Source organism: Streptomyces sp. NPDC057486 (genome assembly GCF_042802415.1).
Classification (GTDB): Bacteria; Actinomycetota; Actinomycetes; order Streptomycetales; family Streptomycetaceae; genus Streptomyces; species Streptomyces yanii.
In genome coordinates, this window is sequence record NZ_JBHVEE010000105.1 from 1 (window position 1) to 19,216 (window position 19,216).

Sequence of the window (19,216 nt, forward strand, 5' to 3'; positions counted from 1 at the left end):
GTCCGGGCGTCGCGCGGGAGGCGGCCCTTCGACCGCTCAGGCGCCCAGTGCCGCCGAGACCACGGCCCTGGCCTCGTCCTGCACCTGGTCGAGGTGATCGGACCCGAGGAACGACTCCGCGTAGATCTTGTAGACGTCCTCGGTTCCCGAGGGGCGGGCGGCGAACCAGGCGTTCTCCGTGGTCACCTTGATGCCGCCGATCGGTGCGCCGTTGCCGGGAGCGGAGGTGAGCACCGCCGTCACCGGTTCGCCGGCCAGTGTGTCGGCCGTGACCTGCTCCGGCGAGAGCTTGGCGAGCACCGCTTTCTGCTCACGGTTCGCGGGGGCATCGATGCGGGCGTACGCGGGCTCGCCGAAGCGGGCGGTGAGCCCGGCATAGTGCTCGGACGGCGACTCCCCGGTCACCGCGAGGATCTCCGAGGCGAGCAGCGCCAGAATGATGCCGTCCTTGTCGGTCGTCCACACCGATCCGTCACGGCGCAGGAACGACGCGCCGGCGGACTCCTCGCCGCCGAATCCGAGCGACCCGTCGACCAGACCGTCCACGAACCACTTGAAGCCGACCGGCACCTCGACCAGCTGCCGTCCGAGATCGGCGGCGACCCGGTCGATCATCCCCGACGAGACCAGGGTCTTGCCGACGCCCGCCGCGTCAGGCCACTGATCACGGTGTGCGTACAGGTAGTGGATGGCGACGGCCAGATAGTGGTTCGGGTTCATCAGCCCGCCGTCGGGGGTCACAATGCCGTGCCGGTCCGCATCGGCGTCGTTCCCCGTCGCGATCCGATACCGGTCCCGTTGACCGATCAGCGACGCCATCGCGTACGGCGAGGAGCAGTCCATCCGGATCCTGCCGTCCCAGTCCAGCGTCATGAACCGCCAGGTGGGGTCGGTCAGCGGATTGACGACGGTCAGATCGAGCCGGTGCTGCTCGGCGATACGTCCCCAGTACGCGACCGACGCGCCGCCCAGAGGGTCCGCGCCGATCCGCACCCCGGCCGCGCGGATCGCGTCGAGGTCGAGCACGGACGGCAGGTCCGAGACATAGGTGCCGAGGAAGTCGTACGTGGAGGTGGTCGGCGCCGCCAGCGCGCGGACGTACGGCAGCCTCCGTACGTCCTTCATGCCGGCCGCGATGATCTCGTTGGCCCGCTCCTGGATCCAGCCGGTCGCCTCGGACCCGGCCGGGCCGCCGTTCGGTGGATTGTACTTGAATCCGCCGTCGCCCGGCGGGTTGTGCGACGGAGTGACCACCACGCCGTCGGCAAGACCCGAGGTACGGCCCCGGTTGTGGGTGAGGATGGCGTGCGACACCGCCGGGGTGGGGGTGTAGCCGTCGGCGGAGTCGATCAGCACAGTCACGTCATTGGCCGCGAACACCTCGATCGCGGTGACCCGTGCGGGCTCGGACAGCGCGTGGGTGTCGGATCCGAGGAACAGCGGGCCGTCCGTGCCCTGCTGCGCCCGGTACTCGCTGATGGCCTGACTGGTCGCGGCGATGTGGTCCTCGTTGAACGCCGTGGCCGTCGACGTCCCGCGGTGACCCGAGGTGCCGAACGCCACCCGCTGGTCCGGCTCGGCCGGATCGGGATGCAACGTGTAATACGCCGTCACCAGCCGGGCCACATCGGTCAGGTCCTCCGGACGTGCCTGCTGTCCGGCTCGTTCGTGCGGCATCTGCCCACTCCTCGGTATCGGTCGGTCCTTGCGATCTGCCCGCCGGATCAGTTTCCCCGGTGGCCGATGTGGACCGGTGGCTGCCCCGCCGTACGCACCGCCACGGCGGCGGCGTACCCGGCGGGGACCAGCACGTCGGTGACGGTCCAGCCCGGGGGACCGGGCTCCGGCACGGGCCCGGTGCCCAGATGGTCCAGCGAGAGCTCGCGTGCGAGCCCGATCCCTTCGCCCTTCAGATACGCCTCTTTGCGGGTCCACGCCCGGGCGAAGGCGACGGGCCTTTCCTCCGCGCGGAGTTCCGCCAACTCCCGTACCTCCGCCGGATGCAGCATCGCCCCGACGTCCGAGGCGGCCCTGCCGGTCGGTACGACCTCCACGTCCACCCCGACCGGTGCGGCGGCGAACGCCAGCAGCGACAGGTCCCGGCTGTGCGACAGGGAGAAATGCACCCCGCCGTCGGTCGCCGGACGGCCGTGCGGACCGCCGCAGGACGGGCACGGCTCACGGACCAGCCGCACCTCGCGCGGTTCGACGCCCAGCCGGGCCCCGAGCAGTATCCGCAGCGCCACATGGGCCGCGACATAGCAGCGCCGGTCGGCCGGAGCGACGAATCTCCCGGCACGCCGCTGTTCCCCGGCGTCGAGAATTCCGGGCGCGAGCCGCTCGGCCGGATCACCGTGCCGCACCGCGTCCACGATCCACAGAGCAGGTGTTCCGGCAGGCCAGGCGGGCAGCATGCCCCGGGCGCCGTCCACCGGGTCGAACTCGATGGGCTGATGCACCGGTCGGATCATCTCCAATCACTGGCGAACGCCGTGAGGGAGCGTCATCGGCGCGTGGAGCAGCGCCAATTCTATGGAGACCCCGACAGGGCCCGGCATAGATTCGTCCACGATGTGAGCAGCTCGTCGCGCCGGGGAGGCGCGACGAGCGCTGATGCGACAGGGAGAGACGAGATGACACCCAACCAATCCGCGCCGGCCGACCCCGTACTGCTGCGGAGGGCCACGGCCGCGGACGCGACCCCCCTCACCGGGGTCTTTCTCGCGTCCCGCGCCCGGTTCATGCCGTATCTCCCGAAGGTCCACAGCGATGAGGACACACTCGCCTGGATGACGCACGTCGTCCTGCCCGAAACGGAGGTCTGGGTCGCCGAGGCGGGGAGCGGTGAGGTGCTGGGCTTCGCCGCCGTCGACGGCACCGAGCTCGAACACCTCTATCTGCGGCCCGACGTACGGCGCCGCGGCATCGGCTCGCTGCTTCTGGCGAAGGCCCGCGAGATCTCCCCGGCGGAGCTCACCCTGCACGTCTTCCAGCGCAACACCGAGGCTCGGGCCTTCTACGAGCGGCATCGGTTCGCCGCCGTCGACTTCAACGACGGCAGCCGCAACGAGGAGAAGGAACCCGACGTCATGTACCGGTGGGTCGCACAGGGCTGACCGACCGGCCCGGCGGCCACGTCCCGCATGCACCGGCTCGTTCGCGTGTGGACGCGACCTGTTGCGCTGTCCGGATGATCACGCTCAAGGCGGCGGTGGGCCCCGGACGAAGGACAGGTGTCCGCTCTTGTTCGCGCTCGATCCAGGCATTCCGGGAGTCATGCATGCGTTTGCGTACACGATGGGCGTCGGTCGCCCTGCTGCTGCTCGTACCGCTGATCAGCAGTGCTTACGCCGCCGCCGCCGATCCGGGTGACGGCGGCGTCGTGGTGGAACGTTCTGCGCGGGCCGTTCCGGGGCAGTACATCGTCACCCTCCGGCCCGAGTACTCGGCGACCTCCGCCGTGGAGCAGCTCGGCGTGAAGCCTCTCTTCACGTACAACAGTGTGCTGCGCGGTTTCGCCGCCGTGCTCAGCCCCGCTCAGCTGGCCACGGTCCGTTCGTCACCCGATGTGGCGGCGGTCGAGGAGAACTCCGTGGTCACGGTGAGCGAGCCGCCCGCCGCGTCCGCCGCCATGCCGTCGCGTTCCGCGGTCACGGCGGCGAGTTGGGGACTGGACCGGATCGACCAGCGGAGGCTTCCGCTCGACCACGAGTACAACGTGACGGGCACCGGCAGCGGCGTCACGGCGTACGTCGTCGACACCGGAATCGAGACCCGGAACAGTGAGTTCGGGGGACGCGCAGTCGTCGGATTCGATGCCGTCGGCGATGGTCGCGCCGGTCAGGACTGCCATGGCCACGGCACGCATGTGGCGGGCACGATCGGCGGTGCCACCTATGGAGTCGCCCGATCGGTGTCCCTCGTCGCCGTGCGCGTTCTCAACTGCACGGGGAGTGGGACCGCGGCCGGGCTCCTGGCCGGATTCGACTGGGTGGCCGGGCACGCCAAGCAGCCGGCGGTCCTGAACGCCTCCCTCGGCGGTCCCGGGTCCGCGGCGGTCGACGACGCCGTCAACGCCATTGCGGCCCGGGGGACCGTACCCGTTGTCGCGGCGGGGAACAGTTCGGTGGACGCCTGCACCGTCTCCCCAGCCCGTGCGGCACAAGTGGTCACGGTCGCGGCCAGCGACGGTCAGGACCGGCAGACCGGCTTCAGCAACTACGGCCGCTGTGTGGAGATGTACGCCCCCGGCTCGGCGATCGTCTCGGCCAAGCTCGGCGGTGGTTCCGTGGCCATGAGCGGAACCTCGATGGCCAGCCCCCATGTTGCCGGGGTCGCCGCTCTCTACAAGCAGTCGAGGCCGACGGCCACGCCGAACGACCTCACTGGCTGGCTCGTCGACCAGTCGACCAAGAACGTCCTGTCGTCCCTGGGCGCGGGTTCGCCGAACCGGCTCCTCTACACCGCGGGGCTCTGATCCCGATCCGCTGAAGCAGTCCGACCGGCGGGGTCCGCATTCGCGGGCCCCGCCTACTGCTGTGCGGTGCACAGTCCTTTCGCTATCCCGTACATCCATTGCGCCATGTGCGACGTCATCTGTCGATCTGTGTGGTGCGCTCCGGTGCCGGGCGAGTTGTGAGTCTGCCGGGTACGGCGGCTGCAGGCGCCCTCCCTGACGGACGAGGGGCGCCGTTCACTAGGCAGGGTTGCGCTTCGGGCTGTGTACAGCCGTCGATGCGCACACTGCGTGCGTTCCACTGTCAATCATTTACGAAATCTGCGCGAGATATTGCGCTGCCATGGGGGCGGTGGTTGAGTGTGCCGCGCCCCGGCAGAGAGCCGGCCGCGGGCCTTCCGTGCTCATGCCCGAAGGGGACCAACGATGAGAAGTGCTGGGTTCCGCCGTCATCGCCGTACACGCCGCACCTCCGCGGCCGCCCTCGTCACCGCCCTCACCCTGACCGCCCTCGCCTCCTGCGGTACGAGCAGCAGCGGCAACGACAACGGCGGTGGTTCCGGAGGCGGTTCGTCCGACCCGTCGGCTCCCCTGGACCCGAAGACGAAGGTGACGCTCTCGATCGACTGCATGCCACCGGCCGCGAAAGCGGCGGAGCTGCGGGAGTGGAACGAGGACATCAAGACGTTCAACAAGGAGTACCCGAACGTCACGATCCACGGAAAGTCCACCCCCGGACAGTGCCTGGAGCCGCCGCGCTTCACCGCCATGCTCAAGGCGAAGTCGCAGCCCGACATCTTCTACGCGTACTTCACCGACCTGGAACAGGTGCTGGACAACGACGGGGCGGCGGACATCTCCGCCTACGTCAACAACAGGACGGTCCCCGCACTCAAGGACATCCAGCCGCAGGTGCTCGACGTGGCACGCAAGGACGGCAAGCTGTACGCCCTGCCGACCAGCAACTACACCATGGGCCTGATGATCAACCGGAAGCTGTTCACGCAGGCCGGTCTCGACCCGGACAAGCCGCCGGCCACCTGGGGCGAGGTCAGGGCGGCCGCCAAGAAGATCGCCGCACTCGGCAAGGGCATCGCCGGCTACGGCGAGTACAGCGCGGGCAACACCGGCGGCTGGCACTTCACCGCCACCCAGTACTCCCTCGGCGGCGACGTGGTCGACTCCACCGGAAAAAAGGCCGCCTTCAACGACGTCACGGGCAAACAGGTCCTGCAACAGCTGCACGACATGCGCTGGGAGGACAACAGCATGGGCCAGACCCAGCTGCTGAAGTGGGGGGATCTGCAGAAGCAGATAGCCAGCGACAAGCTCGGCATGTTCCTTGCCGCACCCGACGACATCACGTACATGGTCCAGCAACTCGGCGCCAGGTACGAGAACTTCGGCATGGGGCCGATCCCCGGTGCCCAGGGAACCCTCTTCGGCGGCAACAACTACATGATCAAGAAGGGTAGTTCGCCGGACCGGATCAAGGCCGCCGTCGCCTGGCTCAACTTCAAGAACCTCACGCAGGGCAAGGGCCAGTTCGACTGGGCCCGCACCAAGGCCGACCAGCTGCCCGTCGGACTGCCGCAGCCGAACTTCTTCCTCGGAGCCACCAAGGCGAAGGACGACGCGGAGCGCGTCGCCAACGCCACCATGCCGGTCGAGAACTTCAAGACCTTCATGGACAACCCGGTCACGGGCAAGGCCGAGCCGCCGAAGGCCCAGGAGATCTACAAGATCCTCGACAACGCCATGTCCGGTGTCCTGACCAACAAGAACGCGGACATCGACAAGCTCCTCTCGGACGCCGAGAAGCAGGTCGATCAGGTGCTGGCGAACCAGTGACGGGCGCGCGGGCCGGGTCGTGCGGATCCGGCCCCGCATCCCGGCCCCGTCCATCCGCGGCTGAAGAACACCGGCACCGAGGAGAAACCATGTCGGCCCCCACTCTGTCCACCGGCAAGGCAACCGGGCCACGCCACGGACAACCACGCCCGGCCCGCCCGGACTCCGCCCGTGAGGAGTTCGTACGAGCCCTGCGCCGCAACCTCTCCGCTCACGGCTTCCTGATCGGAGCGGTTCTCTGCTTCTCGTTCTTCTCCTGGTACCCGATGGTCCGGGAGTTCATCCTGGCCTTCCAGAAGAACGAGAACGGCAGGACCACCTGGGCCGGCTGGTCCAATCTCAGCCGCGTGGTCAATGATCCGGCCTTCTGGCAGGCCTGGCGCAACACCCTGCTCTTCACCGGGCTCGCACTGCTCCTCGGCTTCGCCGTCCCCTTCGTCGTCGCCGTCGTACTCAACGAATTCCGGCACGGCCAGGGCTATCTGCGGCTGCTCGTCTACCTGCCGGTCATGCTGCCGCCCGTCGCCTCCGTACTCCTCTTCAAGTACTTCTACGACCCCGGCTACGGACTCTTCAACCGCATCCTGGAGGCCTTCCACCTGCCCGCCCAGCAGTGGCTCCAGTCCACGGACACCGCGATGCTCTCCGTCGTCATCGCAGCCACCTGGATGAACATGGGCGGCGCCACCCTGATCTACCTCGCCGCACTCCAGTCGATCCCCGGCGAACTGTACGAAGCGGCCGAACTCGACGGTGCCGGACTGCTGCGCAAGGTCTGGCACGTCACCGTCCCGCAGACCCGGCTCATCCTCTCGTTGCTCCTGCTGATGCAGATCATCGCGACGATGCAGGTCTTCACGGAACCGTTCCTGCTGACCAACGGCGCCGGCCCCGAAGGTTCCACCACGACCGTCGTCTACCTCATCTACCAGTACGCCTTCAACTTCAACAACTACGGCAGTGCGGCCGCGCTCGGACTCGTCCTGCTCGTCGTCCTCGCGGGCTTCTCCGCCGTGTATGTACGACTCAGCCGCACCAGCGAAGACTAGGCGGGGACCGACCATGGCATCGAACACCTCTGTCTCCCGGCGTCGCGCCCCCGCACGGCGCAGGGCCGAGCGTCGCGCCGCCGCACCGGAAGGCCGGCGGACCCTGATCTCACCGGCCCAGCTCGCCCGGCCACGCGGCAGAGCCGTGTACTGGACCGTCTTCGCCCTGGTGACCGTCCTGTTCACGGTGGTCTTCCTCGGGCCGCTGTACTGGATGGTCACCGGCGGCCTCAAGACCACTCAGGAAGCCGTCCAGAGCCCGCCCACGCTCTTCCCCACCTCCGTCCACACGGAGAACTACTCCCGTGCGTGGACCGTGATGGACCTGTCCCGGCTCCTCTTCAACACCCTCTACTACGCGTTCGGCGCGCTCGCCTGCCAGTTGCTCCTCGACGTCACCGCCGCCTATTCGCTCTCCCGGCTGCGGCCCGTCTTCGGCAAGGTCATCCTGGGCATGATGCTGGCCACGCTGATGATCCCCGCCACCGTCCTCGTCGTACCGCAGTACCTGACGGTCCTCGACATGCCGATCGTGCAGCGCAACCTGATTGACTCGCCCTGGGTGATCTGGCTGCCGTCCGTCACCAATGCCTTCAACATCTTCCTGCTGAAGCGGTTCTTCGACTCGATCCCGCACGAACTCCTGGACGCCGCAGCCATCGACGGGGCATCCCCGCTGCGCACCCTGCGCTCCGTGGTCCTGCCCATCTCCCGGCCCATCCTCGGTGTCGTCTCCATCTTCGCGGTCGTCGGCGTCTGGAAGGACTTCCTCTGGCCGATGCTCACCTTGCCCGATCCGGCCGGACAGACCCTCAACGTGGGCATCTACTCCCTGGCCAACGGGGTCCCCGAGAACGTCCTGATCGCGGCGCTCACCATCGCGTCCGTCCCGACGCTGATCGTCTTCCTGGTCTTCCAGCGGAACATCATGAGCGGACTCACTGCCGGCGGCATCAAGGGCTGACCTTCCCGTTCCCCCGCTACCGCCCCCTCCCCAGCACTCCTTTGCCGGCTACCCGTCCAGCACTCCGCTGCCCGGGGCCGGCGGAGGAGTCCCACCTGCCCGAAAGGAACGCCACGTGGCAGCCAACCGCCCGTCCGGGGCCACCGCGAACTGGTGGCGCGACGCCGCCATCTATCAGATCTACGTACGCAGCTTCGCCGACGGCGACGGTGACGGCACCGGTGATCTCGCGGGGGTACGGGCCAAGCTGCCCTACCTCGTCGAACTGGGCGTGGACGCCCTCTGGTTCACCCCCTGGTACCTCTCGCCGCTCGCCGACGGCGGATACGACGTGGCCGACTACCGCACCATCGATCCCGCCTTCGGCACCCTCGCCGAAGCCGAGAAACTGATCGCCGAAGCCCGCGCGCTCGGCATCCGCACGATCATCGACATCGTCCCCAACCATGTGTCCGACCAGCACGCCTGGTTCACCGCGGCGCTGGCGGCGGGACCCGGCAGTCCCGAGCGCGACCTCTTCCACTTCCGGCCCGGCCGCGGCCCCGACGGCGCCGTCCCGCCCAACGACTGGGTCTCCGAGTTCGGCGGCACCCCCTGGACCCGGCTCCCGGACGGCGAGTGGTACCTCCATCTGTTCGCCGCCCAGCAGCCCGACCTCAACTGGGCGCACCCGGCGGTCCGCCAGGAGCACGAGGACGTGCTCCGCTTCTGGTTCGAGCGCGGTGTCTCGGGCGTACGGATCGACTCGGCGGCCCTGCCCGCCAAGGATCCCGCCCTGCCCGACTTCACCGAGGGCCGCGACCCGCATCCGTACATCGACCGGGACGAACTGCACGACATCTACCGCTCCTGGCGCGCCATCGCCGACGAGTACGGGGCCATCTTCGTCGGGGAGGTATGGCTCCCCGACGCCGAACGCTTCGCCCGCTATCTGCGCCCCGACGAGCTGCACACCGCGTTCAACTTCAACTTCCTGGCCTGCCCCTGGGACGCCGGGCTGCTGCGCTCCGCGATCGACGACACGCTCGCCGAGCACGCTCTCGTCGGCGCCCCCGCCACCTGGGTCCTGAGCAACCACGACGTGACCCGGACCGTCACCCGGTACGGACGCCGGGACACCGGTTTCGACTTCGCGGCGAAGACCTTCGGCACCCCCACGGACCTGTCACTCGGCACCCGTCGGGCTCGCGCCGCGGCGCTGCTCTCGCTGGCCCTGCCCGGCGCCGCCTACCTCTACCAGGGGGAGGAGCTCGGCCTTCCGGAAGCGGACATCCCGCGGGACCGGATCCAGGACCCGATGCACTTCCGCTCCGGCGGGACCGACCCCGGACGCGACGGCTGCCGGGTGCCGCTGCCCTGGTCGGCGCAGGCACCGTACGCCGGGTTCGGATCCGCCGCGGAGCCGTGGCTGCCGCAGCCGGCCGGCTGGTCCTTCTACGCCGCCGACGCCCAGGGTGCCGACCCCGACTCGATGCTCAGCCTCTACCGCGAGGCGCTGCGGCTCCGCCGGACCGAACCCGGCTTCGGGCCCGGGACAGCGGGGGAGCGGCTGACGTGGCTGCCGACCGCGCCGGGGGTGCTCGCCTTCACCCGTACGGACCGGCTCGTCTGCGTCGTGAACCTCATCGGGGAGGCGGTCGAACTGCCCGGCCACACCGAGGTCCTGCTGACCAGCGGTCCGCTGGCCGACGGAGGAAGGCTCCCGCAGGACACCGCGGCCTGGCTTCGGGGCTGACGGCGGTGCGGGCGGATCGCGGCGGTTCCGGGGCTGCGGCACAGTGGTCGTATGGATGATCTCAACGCCCTCGCCGACGAGCATCTGGACGCCGCCCGTACGTCCCCGCACGGCCGCAGCGCCCACCTGCTGCTGCGGCAGGAGCCCCTGCGGCAGACGGTCATCGCGCTCACCGCGGGCTCGGCCCTCGACGAGCACAACGCGCCGCCCGCCGCCTCGCTCCAGGTCCTGCGGGGGTCCGTCCGCCTCACCGCAGCCTCCGGCGACGTGGAAGTGACCGCCGGAGGGCTGCAGCCCATCCCGCACGAGCGGCACGGACTGCTGGCGCTGCAGGACGCGGTGGTGCTGCTGACCGCGGTCAACGACTGACCTCACCGCACCCGGACCCGTACCCGCTCCAGCACCCAGAGGACGAAGCTGCCCGTGGCCAGCGATCCGCCCAGGACGCAGATGCCGGTCCAGCCCGCGCGCGACCAGACCACCGAGGCGAGTGCGGCTCCCGCGGCCCCGCCCAGGAAGAAGAGGGTCATGAAACCGGAGTTGATCCGGTTGCGGGCCTCCGGGCGGAGCGCGTAGATCACGTTCTGACTGCTGTTGAGTGCCGCCTGCTGGGCCACGTTCAGCGAGACCACGCCGAGCGCGAGCCACAGCAGCGACGACTCGCCGGCGAGAAGCAGCAGCCAGGAGAGGGCGAGCAGGGCGGCCGAGGCCCCGGAGACCACCTGCACACGACCGCGGTCGCTCAGCCGGGCCGCGAAGTTCATGCCCACCACACCGATGACGCCCACGAGTCCGAAGAGCCCGATCGCGGCCGCGTTCCAGTTGTAGGGCGGCCGGGTCAGCAGGAAGGTCAGCGCGGTCAGCTGCACGCTGTAGGAGGCCATGGAGAAGGCGGCGACGGCGGACCTCCAGCGCAACAGGGGCTCCGTACGCAGCAGGGAGAGGGTGGAGCGCAACAACCCGGCGTAACCCGTCGGGGCGGTGTCGTCCGAGCGGGGCAGCCGAGGCAGACGGCGGTGCAGGAGCACCGCCATGACCGCCATGAGCAGGGCGTTCACCCAGTACGCGGTCCGCCACCCGCCGAGTTCCGACAGCGCGCCGGAGGCCAGGCGCCCGACCAGGCCGCCCAGCAGGACTCCCGACATGACGAGGCCGACGATCCTGCCGCGTTCGGCCGGAGCCGCGAGAGTCGCCGCGAACGGCACCACGACCTGGGCGCCGACGGAGGTGAGCGCCGTGAGCGCCGTCCCGGCGATCAGCAGGGGGCCGGTGGGGGCACCGGCGGTCAGCAGCAGGAAGAGCGCCGTGAGCGCGAACAGGCCCACCGCCAGCTTTCGGCGCTCCATGACGTCCCCGAGCGGAACCAGCAGGATCAGGCCCAGCGCGTAGCCGCCCTGGGCGGCGGTCACGATCAGTCCCGCCGCCGTGACACCGATGTGCAGATTCGCCTCGATCACGTCGAGGAGCGGCTGCGCGAAGTAGTTGCCCGCGGCCGAGAGTCCGGCCGCGACGGCCATCAGGAGAACGAGCCCGCGGCCGAGGACGGGCGATGCCCCGGGCGGGTTCGGCAGAGCCGTGGTGCGCCGTGGCGCCTGTGTGGAGTGAGCCATGCCCCTCAGCCTCGGGGACCGGACATCCATGAGTCCAACACATGTTTTTCATTCGATCGATCGTCGTTCACGATAGATGTATGGAGCTTCAGCAGATGCGGTACGTGGTGGCGGTGGCGGAGCTGGGAAACTTCACGCGCGCCGCGAAGAAATGCCTGGTCGTGCAGTCGGCTCTGAGCCATCAGATCGCCCGTCTGGAGAAGGAGCTCGGCGCCCGGCTGTTCGATCGCACGAGCCGACAGGTCCGGCTCACCGCCGCCGGTGAAGCGTTCCTGCCCGCCGCCCGGCAGGCGCTGGACGCGGCCGAGCGGGCCCGCGCCGAGGTGACGGCGGCGGCGGGGGAAATCAGCGGGCGTCTCGGGGTCGGGGCGATCCCGACGCTCTCCGCGGTCGACATCCCGGCCGCACTGCGGGAGTTCCATCTCCGCCACCCGAAGGTCCGTATCGACCTGAGGGAAGGGGCGAGCAAGGACCTTGTCCAGGAAGTGCAGGACGGGACGCTCGACGTGGCGTTCCTCGGTGTACTGCCGAGCTACCGGCCGAAGGGGGTGCGCGACCGAGAGCTGGGTCGCGGGGAACTCGCCGCCGTGGTGGCGCCCGGCCACCCGCTGGCCGATGAGTCCCAGGTGGACCTGGAGCGGCTGGCGCGGGAGACATTCGTCGACTACCCCGCCGGCACCGCGGCCCGCGCCCAGTCGGAGGAGGCCTTCGAGGCGTCCGGACTCACCCGTGAAGTGGCGTTCGAGGTCAGCGGAACCGACTTCATCGTCCGGTTGGTGCGCAGCGGACTGGTCGTCGCTCTCCTGCCCGCCGCGTTCGCGGCGGAGCTGACGGGTCTCATCGTCATTCCGGTGCGCAATGCGCCCGCACGGACGGAACGGCTGGTGTGGAGCCGGTTCCGCCCCACACCGGCGGCTGCGGCATTCCTGGCGGGTCTGGGCATCGGGGGCGACGAGCTCTCTCCCCAGACCCTCTGACTTCACTCCCGACGGAAGAACTGTCCGGGCAGGCGATGAGTTTCACCTGCCCGACCCGTCCTACCTGTGTCCGGTAACTCCGGCCACAAGCAAAGGAGACAGCAATGAGCCAGAGCACCCCTCCGCCACAGGAGTACGCCTACACGCTGACCCGTGAGCTGGACGCCCCAGCCGCCCGGGTCTTCGAAGCCTGGACCGCACCGGCGCAGTACGAGCAGTGGGCCGGCGCCGCGCCGGGGACGGTGAAGATGGACGCGAGGCCGGGCGGGAAGTGGAGGGCGGTGATGGTCACCCCCGACGGGCAGCAGTTCCCCCTCACCGGCTCCTACCTCGACGTGGTGCCCGGCAGGCGCCTGGTCATCGGCATGGACGTGCCCGGTAGGTCCGCACCCGCCACCATGACCCTGTTCCTCGACGAGAACGACGGGGCAGGGACCACGCGCATCACGCTGACCCAGAGTTGTGACAGCGCCCACGAACGCGACATGGCGGAACAGGGCAGCACGATGCTCCTGGACTCTCTCGGCTCCTATCTCACCGAGAGCTGACCCCCGCGCCACGCAGCAGCGCCGCACCTGTCGGCCGGCGGACGCATGCGGGCTCGTTCAGTCCGCCGGCAGAGCCCGGCGCCGACGGCGAAGGAACTCCTGCTCGGCGGCGTTCTGCGTACGGGCTACCGCCGCGTCGTACGCCGTCGCCGCCTCGGTGGCACGGCCCAGGCGTCGCAGCAGATCGGCCCGTACGGCGTGGAACACGTGGTAGCGGTCGAGCGCAAGCTGTTCCACGAGCGCGAGCGCCGCGTCCGGTCCCTCGACCTCGGCCACCGCGACGGCACGGTTGAGCGCCACCACCGGCGTCGGCGCCTGCGCCAGCAACTGGTCGTACAGCCGCAGGATCTGCCCCCAGTCGGTGGCGGCAGCGGTCGGCGCATCGCTGTGCACCGCGTTGATCGCGGCCTGGATCTGGTACGGGCCGGGACGGTCGCGGCGCAGACACTGCCGTACGAGCGCCTGGCCCTCGGCGATCAGCTCGTTGTCCCACCGGCTTCGGTCCTGCTCGGCGAGGGGCACCGGCGCACCGTCCGGGCCGGTACGGGCGGTGCGGCGCGACTCGGTGAGCAGCATCAGCGCGAGCAGTCCCCGAACCTCCGGTTCGTCCGGCATCAGACCGGCCAGGAGCCGCCCGAGGCGGATGGCCTCCGCACAGAGGTCCTCGCGCACCAACCGGTCGCCGGAGCTCGCCGTATGCCCTTCGTTGAAGATCAGGTACACCACGGCGAGCACGGACCGGGCCCGGTCCGGAAGATCGGCATCGGACGGTACCCGGTAGGGAATCCGGGCATCACGGATCTTCCCCTTGGCGCGCACCAGTCGCTGCGCCATGGTCGGTTCGGGCACCAGAAACGCGTGTGCGAGCTCCGCCGTGCTCAGCCCGCCCAGCAGTCGCAGCGTCAGCGCGACCTGCGCACCGGTGGAGAGCGCGGGGTGGCAGCAGGTGAAGATCAGCCGCAGCCGGTCGTCGTGCACGGGACCCTCCTCGGCCGGTCCGCTCCGGGCGTCCAGGGACTGCGCCAACGCCGCCCGGGCCTGGCGGTCGGCGCGGGAGGCCTCCCGGCGCAGGCGGTCGACAGCACGGTTGCGCGCCGTGGTGATGATCCAGCCGGCCGGTGCGGGCGGCAGCCCGGCCGAGGGCCACCGGTCCAACGCGGTGGCGAACGCCTCCTGGACCGCCTCCTCCGCGATGTCGATGTCGCCGAAGGCACGCACGAGTACGGCCACCGAACGGCCGTACTCCTCGCGGAAGAGGCGCTCGATGTCCGCGGTGAGTACGGCCGGTGCGCCGGTGGGACGGTGCGGCTCGGCGGCGCCGGGGTGCCGGGAGGAGCCGGACATCAGCCCTCCACTTCACCCTCGAACGGCCGGACCTCGATGGGCAGGGTGATGGCCTGTGCGGCCTTGCGGCCCCAGTCGAGGGCGGCATCCAGATCGGGCGCCTTGATGATGCACAGCCCGCCGAGGTACTCCTTGCCCTCTGCGTACGGGCCGTCGGTGAGCAGTGTGTCACCGTCCTTCGCCTGCACCACGGTGGCCGTGCTCGGGGCGTTCAGTCCTCCGGCGAACACCCAGGCCCCGGCCTCCCGGAGCTCCTGGTGGAAGACCTCCACGTTCCGCATGATCCCTTCCAGCACCTCGGGGGCGGGCATCTCGCCCGCGGTCGGCGTGATCACGCTGAGCAGGTAGTGCTTCATGGCGTTCCTCCTGGGGTGAGACGTCGGCACCATGCCGGCGTCTCACCCTCTATACGAACGGCTGCTGCCCGGATCGACACGCAACACGGTCGGGTTCCGAAGAATTTTCTGCCGGAGCTCCGCGTGATTCCGGTGGTCCCCGCGCGTTCTGCCGGTTTCCGCGCACGAGGACTTGTGGGAGCGCTCCCAGGATCGGCAGGATGAGGTGATGACCCAGCCTCCCGGCCTACGGGCCTACCACCCCGACGACCACGCGGCCCTTTCCGACATCTGCGTCCGGACGGCCGACAACGGTGGCGACTCCTGGCATCTGTATCCGGATCCGGAACTGATGCCCTCGATCTTCGCCACGCCCTACGCGTACCTCGAACCCGATCTGACCTTCGTGATCGACGACGGTACGGGCCGGGCGGTCGGCTACATCCTGGGGACCGCCGACACTGCGCAGTTCGTGACGGCGTTCCGGAAGCGGTGGCTGCCCCTGGTCGAGGAGCGCTTCCCGGAGCCGGACGGCCCGGCGCGTACCCCCAGCGAGGAGATGATCGCTCTCCTGCACAACCCGGAGCGGATGATCGTCCCCGAAATGGCCGCCCACCCCGCCCACTTGCACATCGATCTGCTTCCCGCATGGCAGCGGAAGGGGTACGGCAGAGCACTGATGCGCACGTTCCTGGCCGCCCTGCGAGCCAAGGGGGTCGGAGCCGTGCACCTGTCCATGCTGACGGCGAACACTGCGGCCAGGGCCTTCTACGACCGCCTGGGATTCGCCGAGATCGACGTTCCCGATGCCGGACCGGTCACGTATCTGGGCCGGAGCACCACGCCGGACCTGTGAGCTCCTCTCTCAGGGCTTTCCTTCCGGATCGTGCCGGGCCCGATCCGGAAGACGGACCCAAGGGCGTGTCCGCGGAGTCTGTGGAACAACAGCCCGCGCCGGCAGCTACCGCTGCAGGAAACAGCTTGTGGTGGCCCGGAGCCGGCACGAACGCCCCGGGCGGTCGCTTTCCCTATCTGTTGCTGGAGGTGTCGCACAGCGCGCGGTCGACAAGGTCACTGGCGGCCCTGTGTTGTCGGAGCGTTTCGTCGAGGTCGTTGAAGCTGGTGGACATGGAGACGGTGACGGTGCGGCTGCCGTCGTCTGTGGCGCCGTTCAGGGTGATGTAACCGGCTTCGCCTCCTTCGTGGCTCCAGTAGCTGCCGCCGCAGGTCAGGGGGCGGTTGACCAAGCCGAGGCCGTAGCGTCCGCCGGGCCAGAATGCCTCGATCCGCTTGTCGACCGGGACGGTGTCCTGCATCTCGGCCATGCGCGCCTCGGAGAGCAGCTTGCCGCTCAGCAGTCCCTGGAAGAAACGGTTGACGTCCGCCGTGGTGGAGACATAGCCGCCGAGGTCGGGGACGATCTGTTCGGTGACGTCGGTGCGTTCGCCGGAGGCGAAGACCTGGTAGCCGTCGGCGTGCGGACGACGAAGGGTGGACGTGGTACCCGGCAGATAGGTGTGGTTCATGCCGAGTGGTTTCAGGATCCGGCTCTCGACCTCCTCCTGCCATGGGCGGCCGGCGGCCTTTTCGACGATCATGCCGAGGACGACGTAGCCGGTGTTGGAGTAGCTCCAGCCGGTGCCGGGCCGGAAGTCCGGGTGGTGCTTCATCGCCCGGGCGACGATCTGTTCGGGGGTGTAGGTGTCGTAGCGATGCCGGTAGTACTCCTGCGGGGTGTCGAAGCCGGGAAGGTCGTCGTGGAGACCGCTGGTGTTCTGCAGAAGCTGGCGCACGGTGACCTTCCGTCCGTCGTTGCCGTTGCCGTCGATCACACCGGGCAGCCAGCGGTCCACCCTGTCGTCCAGTGACAGCTTGCCCTTGTCGACCAACTGCAGGATCACGGTGGCCATGAGTGCCTTGCCGGTGCTGGCCATCCGGAAGTAGCCGTCGCGGGGCACCGGGCGGTTCGTGCCCGCCACGGCGATGCCGGTGGTGGCGACCAGATCCCGGCCGGAGGCGGTGGTCACCCGCGCCTGGACGCCGGTGATCCCCAGTGCCTGGATGCCCTCGGCGTCCAGGCGCAGGTCGTCCTGCCGGTAGCCGGACGCGGACGTCGCGGCCGCGCCGTCCGAGGGCTGGACAGCCAGGGCAACACCCGCTGTGCCGAGTGCGGCCGCCGCGACGGCCAGCCATCCTCGGCCGATCCGGCGATGACGCTGCTGGGACGTACGGTGTTGCGGCGCGGAGGCCGGAGTTGTGGATCTCATGAATGCCACGCTAGGTAAGCGTCGAGTTGTGTGTCGCTACCACAGGTGGCCGACTGAAACCTACAGGTGGCTGTAGTGCCGCAGGTGCGCCCGGCACGTACAGTGGCGCGTCTGAGGGCTGCTCCCGGTCCCGTACGACAGACGAAGGCGAACCAGTGCACGGCGTGATCGGCGAGGCCCGCGCACGGTCGCTCCAGACCGGGCGCAGCGGACGCTACCTGCTCGGCACTCTGATGACCGCGACGGTGACGCTCGTGGCGGCGCCACTGCTGTGCATACCGTCGCTGGCAGCTCCCTGGGCGGAGCGCCACCGCAGGCGCGCCGGTGCGCTGCTGGGCCGATCGGTGGAGCCGCGCCCGTACGCACTCCGCCGCGACCTTGCGTGGCTCGTGACTCAGGTGGCCACCGGCCTGCCCGCGGGCACACTCGCCCTGCTGTGCCTGGGTAACCTGCTCCTCACCCTTGTCGTCACCGTGGGGTGGTGGGCCTTTCCCCCGTCGGATCCGCCACGGCTGCTGCTGCTCGGTGTCCATATCGACAGCTGGGCAGCTGCGCTGACGATCAACCTGGCGCAGTTCCTGCTCCTTGCGGCGCTGGCGACCGTCGCCCTGCCACCGCTCGCCCGGGTGCACGCGCGGTGCTGCCTGGCAGTCCTGGCACCGTCTCCCGCGGAACAACTTGCCGCGCGCGTCACCGAGCTCACCCGGACGCGCGCAGACGTCCTGCAGGCGCACGGCGCGGAACTCCGCCGGATCGAACGCGACCTGCACGACGGCACCCAGGCCCGGCTGGTGGCCATCGCCATACGGCTTGCCGTGGCCGGGGAGAGCCTTCCCCGGGACCCCGACGCGGCCGCTGCGCTCGTACGGCAGGCCCGAGCCGAGACCGAAGAGGCCATGACCGAGCTGCGCTCCGTCATCCGCACCGTCTACCCTCCGGTCCTGGCCGACCAGGGCCTCGTCGGCGCGCTCGGCGCCCTGGCCACCAGGGCCGGCGTGCCGACCCGCATCGACATCGGCGAGGTCGGTGCGGTTCCTGCCGCGGTCGAAGCGGTCGCCTACTTCGCCGTCACCGAGGCTCTGGCGAACATCGCCCGGCACAGCCGAGCCACCGAGGCCGCCGTCCGCGTCACCCGCAACGGCGCGATGCTGTCCGCAGAGATCACCGACGACGGGACCGGCGGGGCGGACGCATCTCGAGGCAGCGGCCTGGACGGGATTCGCCGCCGTGCCGCCGCCCTGGACGGCACCATGAAGATCAGCAGCCCGCCGGGCGGGCCGACCACCATCACCGTGGAGCTGCCGTGCGTGTAGTCATCGCCGAGGACAACGTCCTGCTGTCCTCCGGACTCGAACTCCTGCTGAACTCACAGGGCTTCGAGGTTGCCGCGATCACGGATGACGCCCCCGGCTTCCTCGCCGCCGTCGAGACCCACCGCCCGGACGTCACCATCGTCGACGTGCGATTGCCCCCGACCTTCCGCGACGAGGGTATTCGCGCCGCCCTCCGGGCCCGCCGCGACCGCCCCGGACTTCCCGTCCTGGTCCTGTCTCAGTACGTCGAGCACGAATACGCCGGCCGCCTCCTCTCCGACACCCGCGGCGGCATCGGCTATCTACTCAAGGACCGGGTGAGCCGTATCGCAGAGTTCACCGACGCACTGCGCCGCGTGGCCGCCGGCGGTACCGCCATGGACCCCGAGGTCATCGCCCAACTCCTCGCCGTCCACGGCGATCCCGTCGACGCCCTCACCCCTCGCGAACGCGAGGTCCTGGCTCTGATGGCCGAAGGGCACGACAACGCCACCATCGCCCAGCGGCTCTTCATCACCGACAACGCCGTCCACAAACACATCGGCAGCGTCTTCCTCAAACTCGGCCTGTCGGCCGGCGACAGCGGCCACCGCCGGGTCCGCGCAGTCCTGGCCTACCTCCGCCGCCACGGCGGCACCGAACCCAGCCCCTGTTGAGCGACTGGTGAGCAGGTACGTCACGCTCGTGACTTGCTCGCCCGCCCCGAGAACACCTTCACCTAGGTCGCGAAGCTCCTCGGCGTCTCCAGGAACATGATCTACAACGAC

18 protein-coding genes are annotated in these 19,216 nt (G+C 69.7%); 12 read left to right on the forward strand and 6 right to left on the reverse strand.

All coding sequences use genetic code 11. The features are described from left to right. Positions 1-36: 36 nt before the first annotated feature. A complete protein-coding gene (gene pgm, locus ACFU6I_RS34785) occupies positions 37-1,677 on the reverse strand; it encodes a phosphoglucomutase (alpha-D-glucose-1,6-bisphosphate-dependent) (RefSeq protein WP_384374171.1) in 1,641 nt (546 codons plus the stop codon). A 47-nt stretch (positions 1,678-1,724) separates the two neighbouring features. Beyond that, positions 1,725-2,459 (reverse strand): 4'-phosphopantetheinyl transferase family protein, encoded by a 735-nt coding sequence (locus tag ACFU6I_RS34790; protein ID WP_384374174.1) that lies wholly within the window; start codon positions 2,457-2,459, stop codon positions 1,725-1,727. A 174-nt stretch (positions 2,460-2,633) separates the two neighbouring features. On the opposite strand from ACFU6I_RS34790, the gene ACFU6I_RS34795 reads away from it, so the two are divergent. The 7 genes from ACFU6I_RS34795 to ACFU6I_RS34825 all read left to right on the forward strand — a co-directional run bounded on the left by ACFU6I_RS34795 (position 2,634) and on the right by ACFU6I_RS34825 (position 10,424). Next, positions 2,634-3,116, forward strand: a complete 483-nt coding sequence (locus ACFU6I_RS34795; RefSeq protein ID WP_384374177.1) for a GNAT family N-acetyltransferase — start codon at positions 2,634-2,636, stop codon at positions 3,114-3,116. A gap of 164 nt (positions 3,117-3,280) precedes the next feature. Beyond that, positions 3,281-4,477 (forward strand): S8 family peptidase, encoded by a 1,197-nt coding sequence (locus ACFU6I_RS34800; protein ID WP_384374180.1) that lies wholly within the window; start codon positions 3,281-3,283, stop codon positions 4,475-4,477. A gap of 405 nt (positions 4,478-4,882) precedes the next feature. Continuing rightward, positions 4,883-6,307, forward strand: a complete 1,425-nt coding sequence (locus tag ACFU6I_RS34805) for an extracellular solute-binding protein (RefSeq protein ID WP_384374183.1) — start codon at positions 4,883-4,885, stop codon at positions 6,305-6,307. A gap of 89 nt (positions 6,308-6,396) precedes the next feature. Continuing rightward, positions 6,397-7,356, forward strand: coding sequence for a carbohydrate ABC transporter permease (locus ACFU6I_RS34810; RefSeq protein ID WP_384374186.1), 960 nt, complete (start codon positions 6,397-6,399; stop codon positions 7,354-7,356). Between the two features lie 13 nt (positions 7,357-7,369). Continuing rightward, on the forward strand, positions 7,370-8,320 hold the full coding sequence (locus tag ACFU6I_RS34815) for a carbohydrate ABC transporter permease (protein WP_384374189.1): 951 nt from the start codon (positions 7,370-7,372) through the stop codon (positions 8,318-8,320). Positions 8,321-8,435: 115 nt separating this feature from the next. Then, positions 8,436-10,055: a glycoside hydrolase family 13 protein gene (locus tag ACFU6I_RS34820; protein ID WP_384374192.1), complete on the forward strand. Its 1,620-nt coding sequence runs from the start codon at positions 8,436-8,438 to the stop codon at positions 10,053-10,055. Between the two features lie 51 nt (positions 10,056-10,106). Beyond that, positions 10,107-10,424, forward strand: a complete 318-nt coding sequence (locus ACFU6I_RS34825; protein WP_384374195.1) for a cupin — start codon at positions 10,107-10,109, stop codon at positions 10,422-10,424. Positions 10,425-10,426: 2 nt separating this feature from the next. Here the strand turns inward: ACFU6I_RS34825 and ACFU6I_RS34830 are convergent, their stop codons facing one another. Continuing rightward, positions 10,427-11,665, reverse strand: a complete 1,239-nt coding sequence (locus ACFU6I_RS34830) for an MFS transporter (protein ID WP_384374198.1) — start codon at positions 11,663-11,665, stop codon at positions 10,427-10,429. Between the two features lie 80 nt (positions 11,666-11,745). On the opposite strand from ACFU6I_RS34830, the gene ACFU6I_RS34835 reads away from it, so the two are divergent. Continuing rightward, entirely contained in the window at positions 11,746-12,642 is an 897-nt protein-coding gene (locus ACFU6I_RS34835) for a LysR family transcriptional regulator (RefSeq protein ID WP_384374201.1), read from the forward strand. 104 nt (positions 12,643-12,746) lie between these two features. Then, a complete protein-coding gene (locus tag ACFU6I_RS34840) occupies positions 12,747-13,190 on the forward strand; it encodes an SRPBCC domain-containing protein (protein ID WP_384374204.1) in 444 nt (147 codons plus the stop codon). 57 nt (positions 13,191-13,247) lie between these two features. Here the strand turns inward: ACFU6I_RS34840 and ACFU6I_RS34845 are convergent, their stop codons facing one another. Then, a complete protein-coding gene (locus ACFU6I_RS34845; protein ID WP_384374207.1) occupies positions 13,248-14,534 on the reverse strand; it encodes an RNA polymerase sigma factor in 1,287 nt (428 codons plus the stop codon). Next, positions 14,534-14,890 (reverse strand): YciI family protein, encoded by a 357-nt coding sequence (locus tag ACFU6I_RS34850; RefSeq protein WP_384374210.1) that lies wholly within the window; start codon positions 14,888-14,890, stop codon positions 14,534-14,536. Before ACFU6I_RS34850 ends, ACFU6I_RS34845 begins: the two co-directional genes overlap by 1 nt. Before the next feature lie 208 nt (positions 14,891-15,098). Here ACFU6I_RS34850 and ACFU6I_RS34855 point away from each other — a divergent pair, with 208 nt between their 5' ends. Beyond that, the gene (locus ACFU6I_RS34855; protein WP_384374213.1) at positions 15,099-15,725 is read left to right on the forward strand and encodes a GNAT family N-acetyltransferase; all 627 of its coding nucleotides are present in this window, start codon (positions 15,099-15,101) and stop codon (positions 15,723-15,725) included. Positions 15,726-15,897: 172 nt separating this feature from the next. On the opposite strand, the gene ACFU6I_RS34860 is transcribed toward ACFU6I_RS34855, so the two are convergent. Further along, positions 15,898-17,136 (reverse strand): serine hydrolase domain-containing protein, encoded by a 1,239-nt coding sequence (locus ACFU6I_RS34860; RefSeq protein WP_384374216.1) that lies wholly within the window; start codon positions 17,134-17,136, stop codon positions 15,898-15,900. A 155-nt stretch (positions 17,137-17,291) separates the two neighbouring features. On the opposite strand from ACFU6I_RS34860, the gene ACFU6I_RS34865 reads away from it, so the two are divergent. Together ACFU6I_RS34865 and ACFU6I_RS34870 are read left to right on the forward strand one after the other, a co-directional pair. After that, the gene (locus ACFU6I_RS34865) at positions 17,292-18,449 is read left to right on the forward strand and encodes a sensor histidine kinase (RefSeq protein ID WP_384374219.1); all 1,158 of its coding nucleotides are present in this window, start codon (positions 17,292-17,294) and stop codon (positions 18,447-18,449) included. Further along, positions 18,440-19,105 (forward strand): response regulator, encoded by a 666-nt coding sequence (locus tag ACFU6I_RS34870; protein WP_384374222.1) that lies wholly within the window; start codon positions 18,440-18,442, stop codon positions 19,103-19,105. The genes ACFU6I_RS34865 and ACFU6I_RS34870 overlap by 10 nt, the downstream gene beginning before the upstream one ends. Positions 19,106-19,216: the final 111 nt, after the last annotated feature.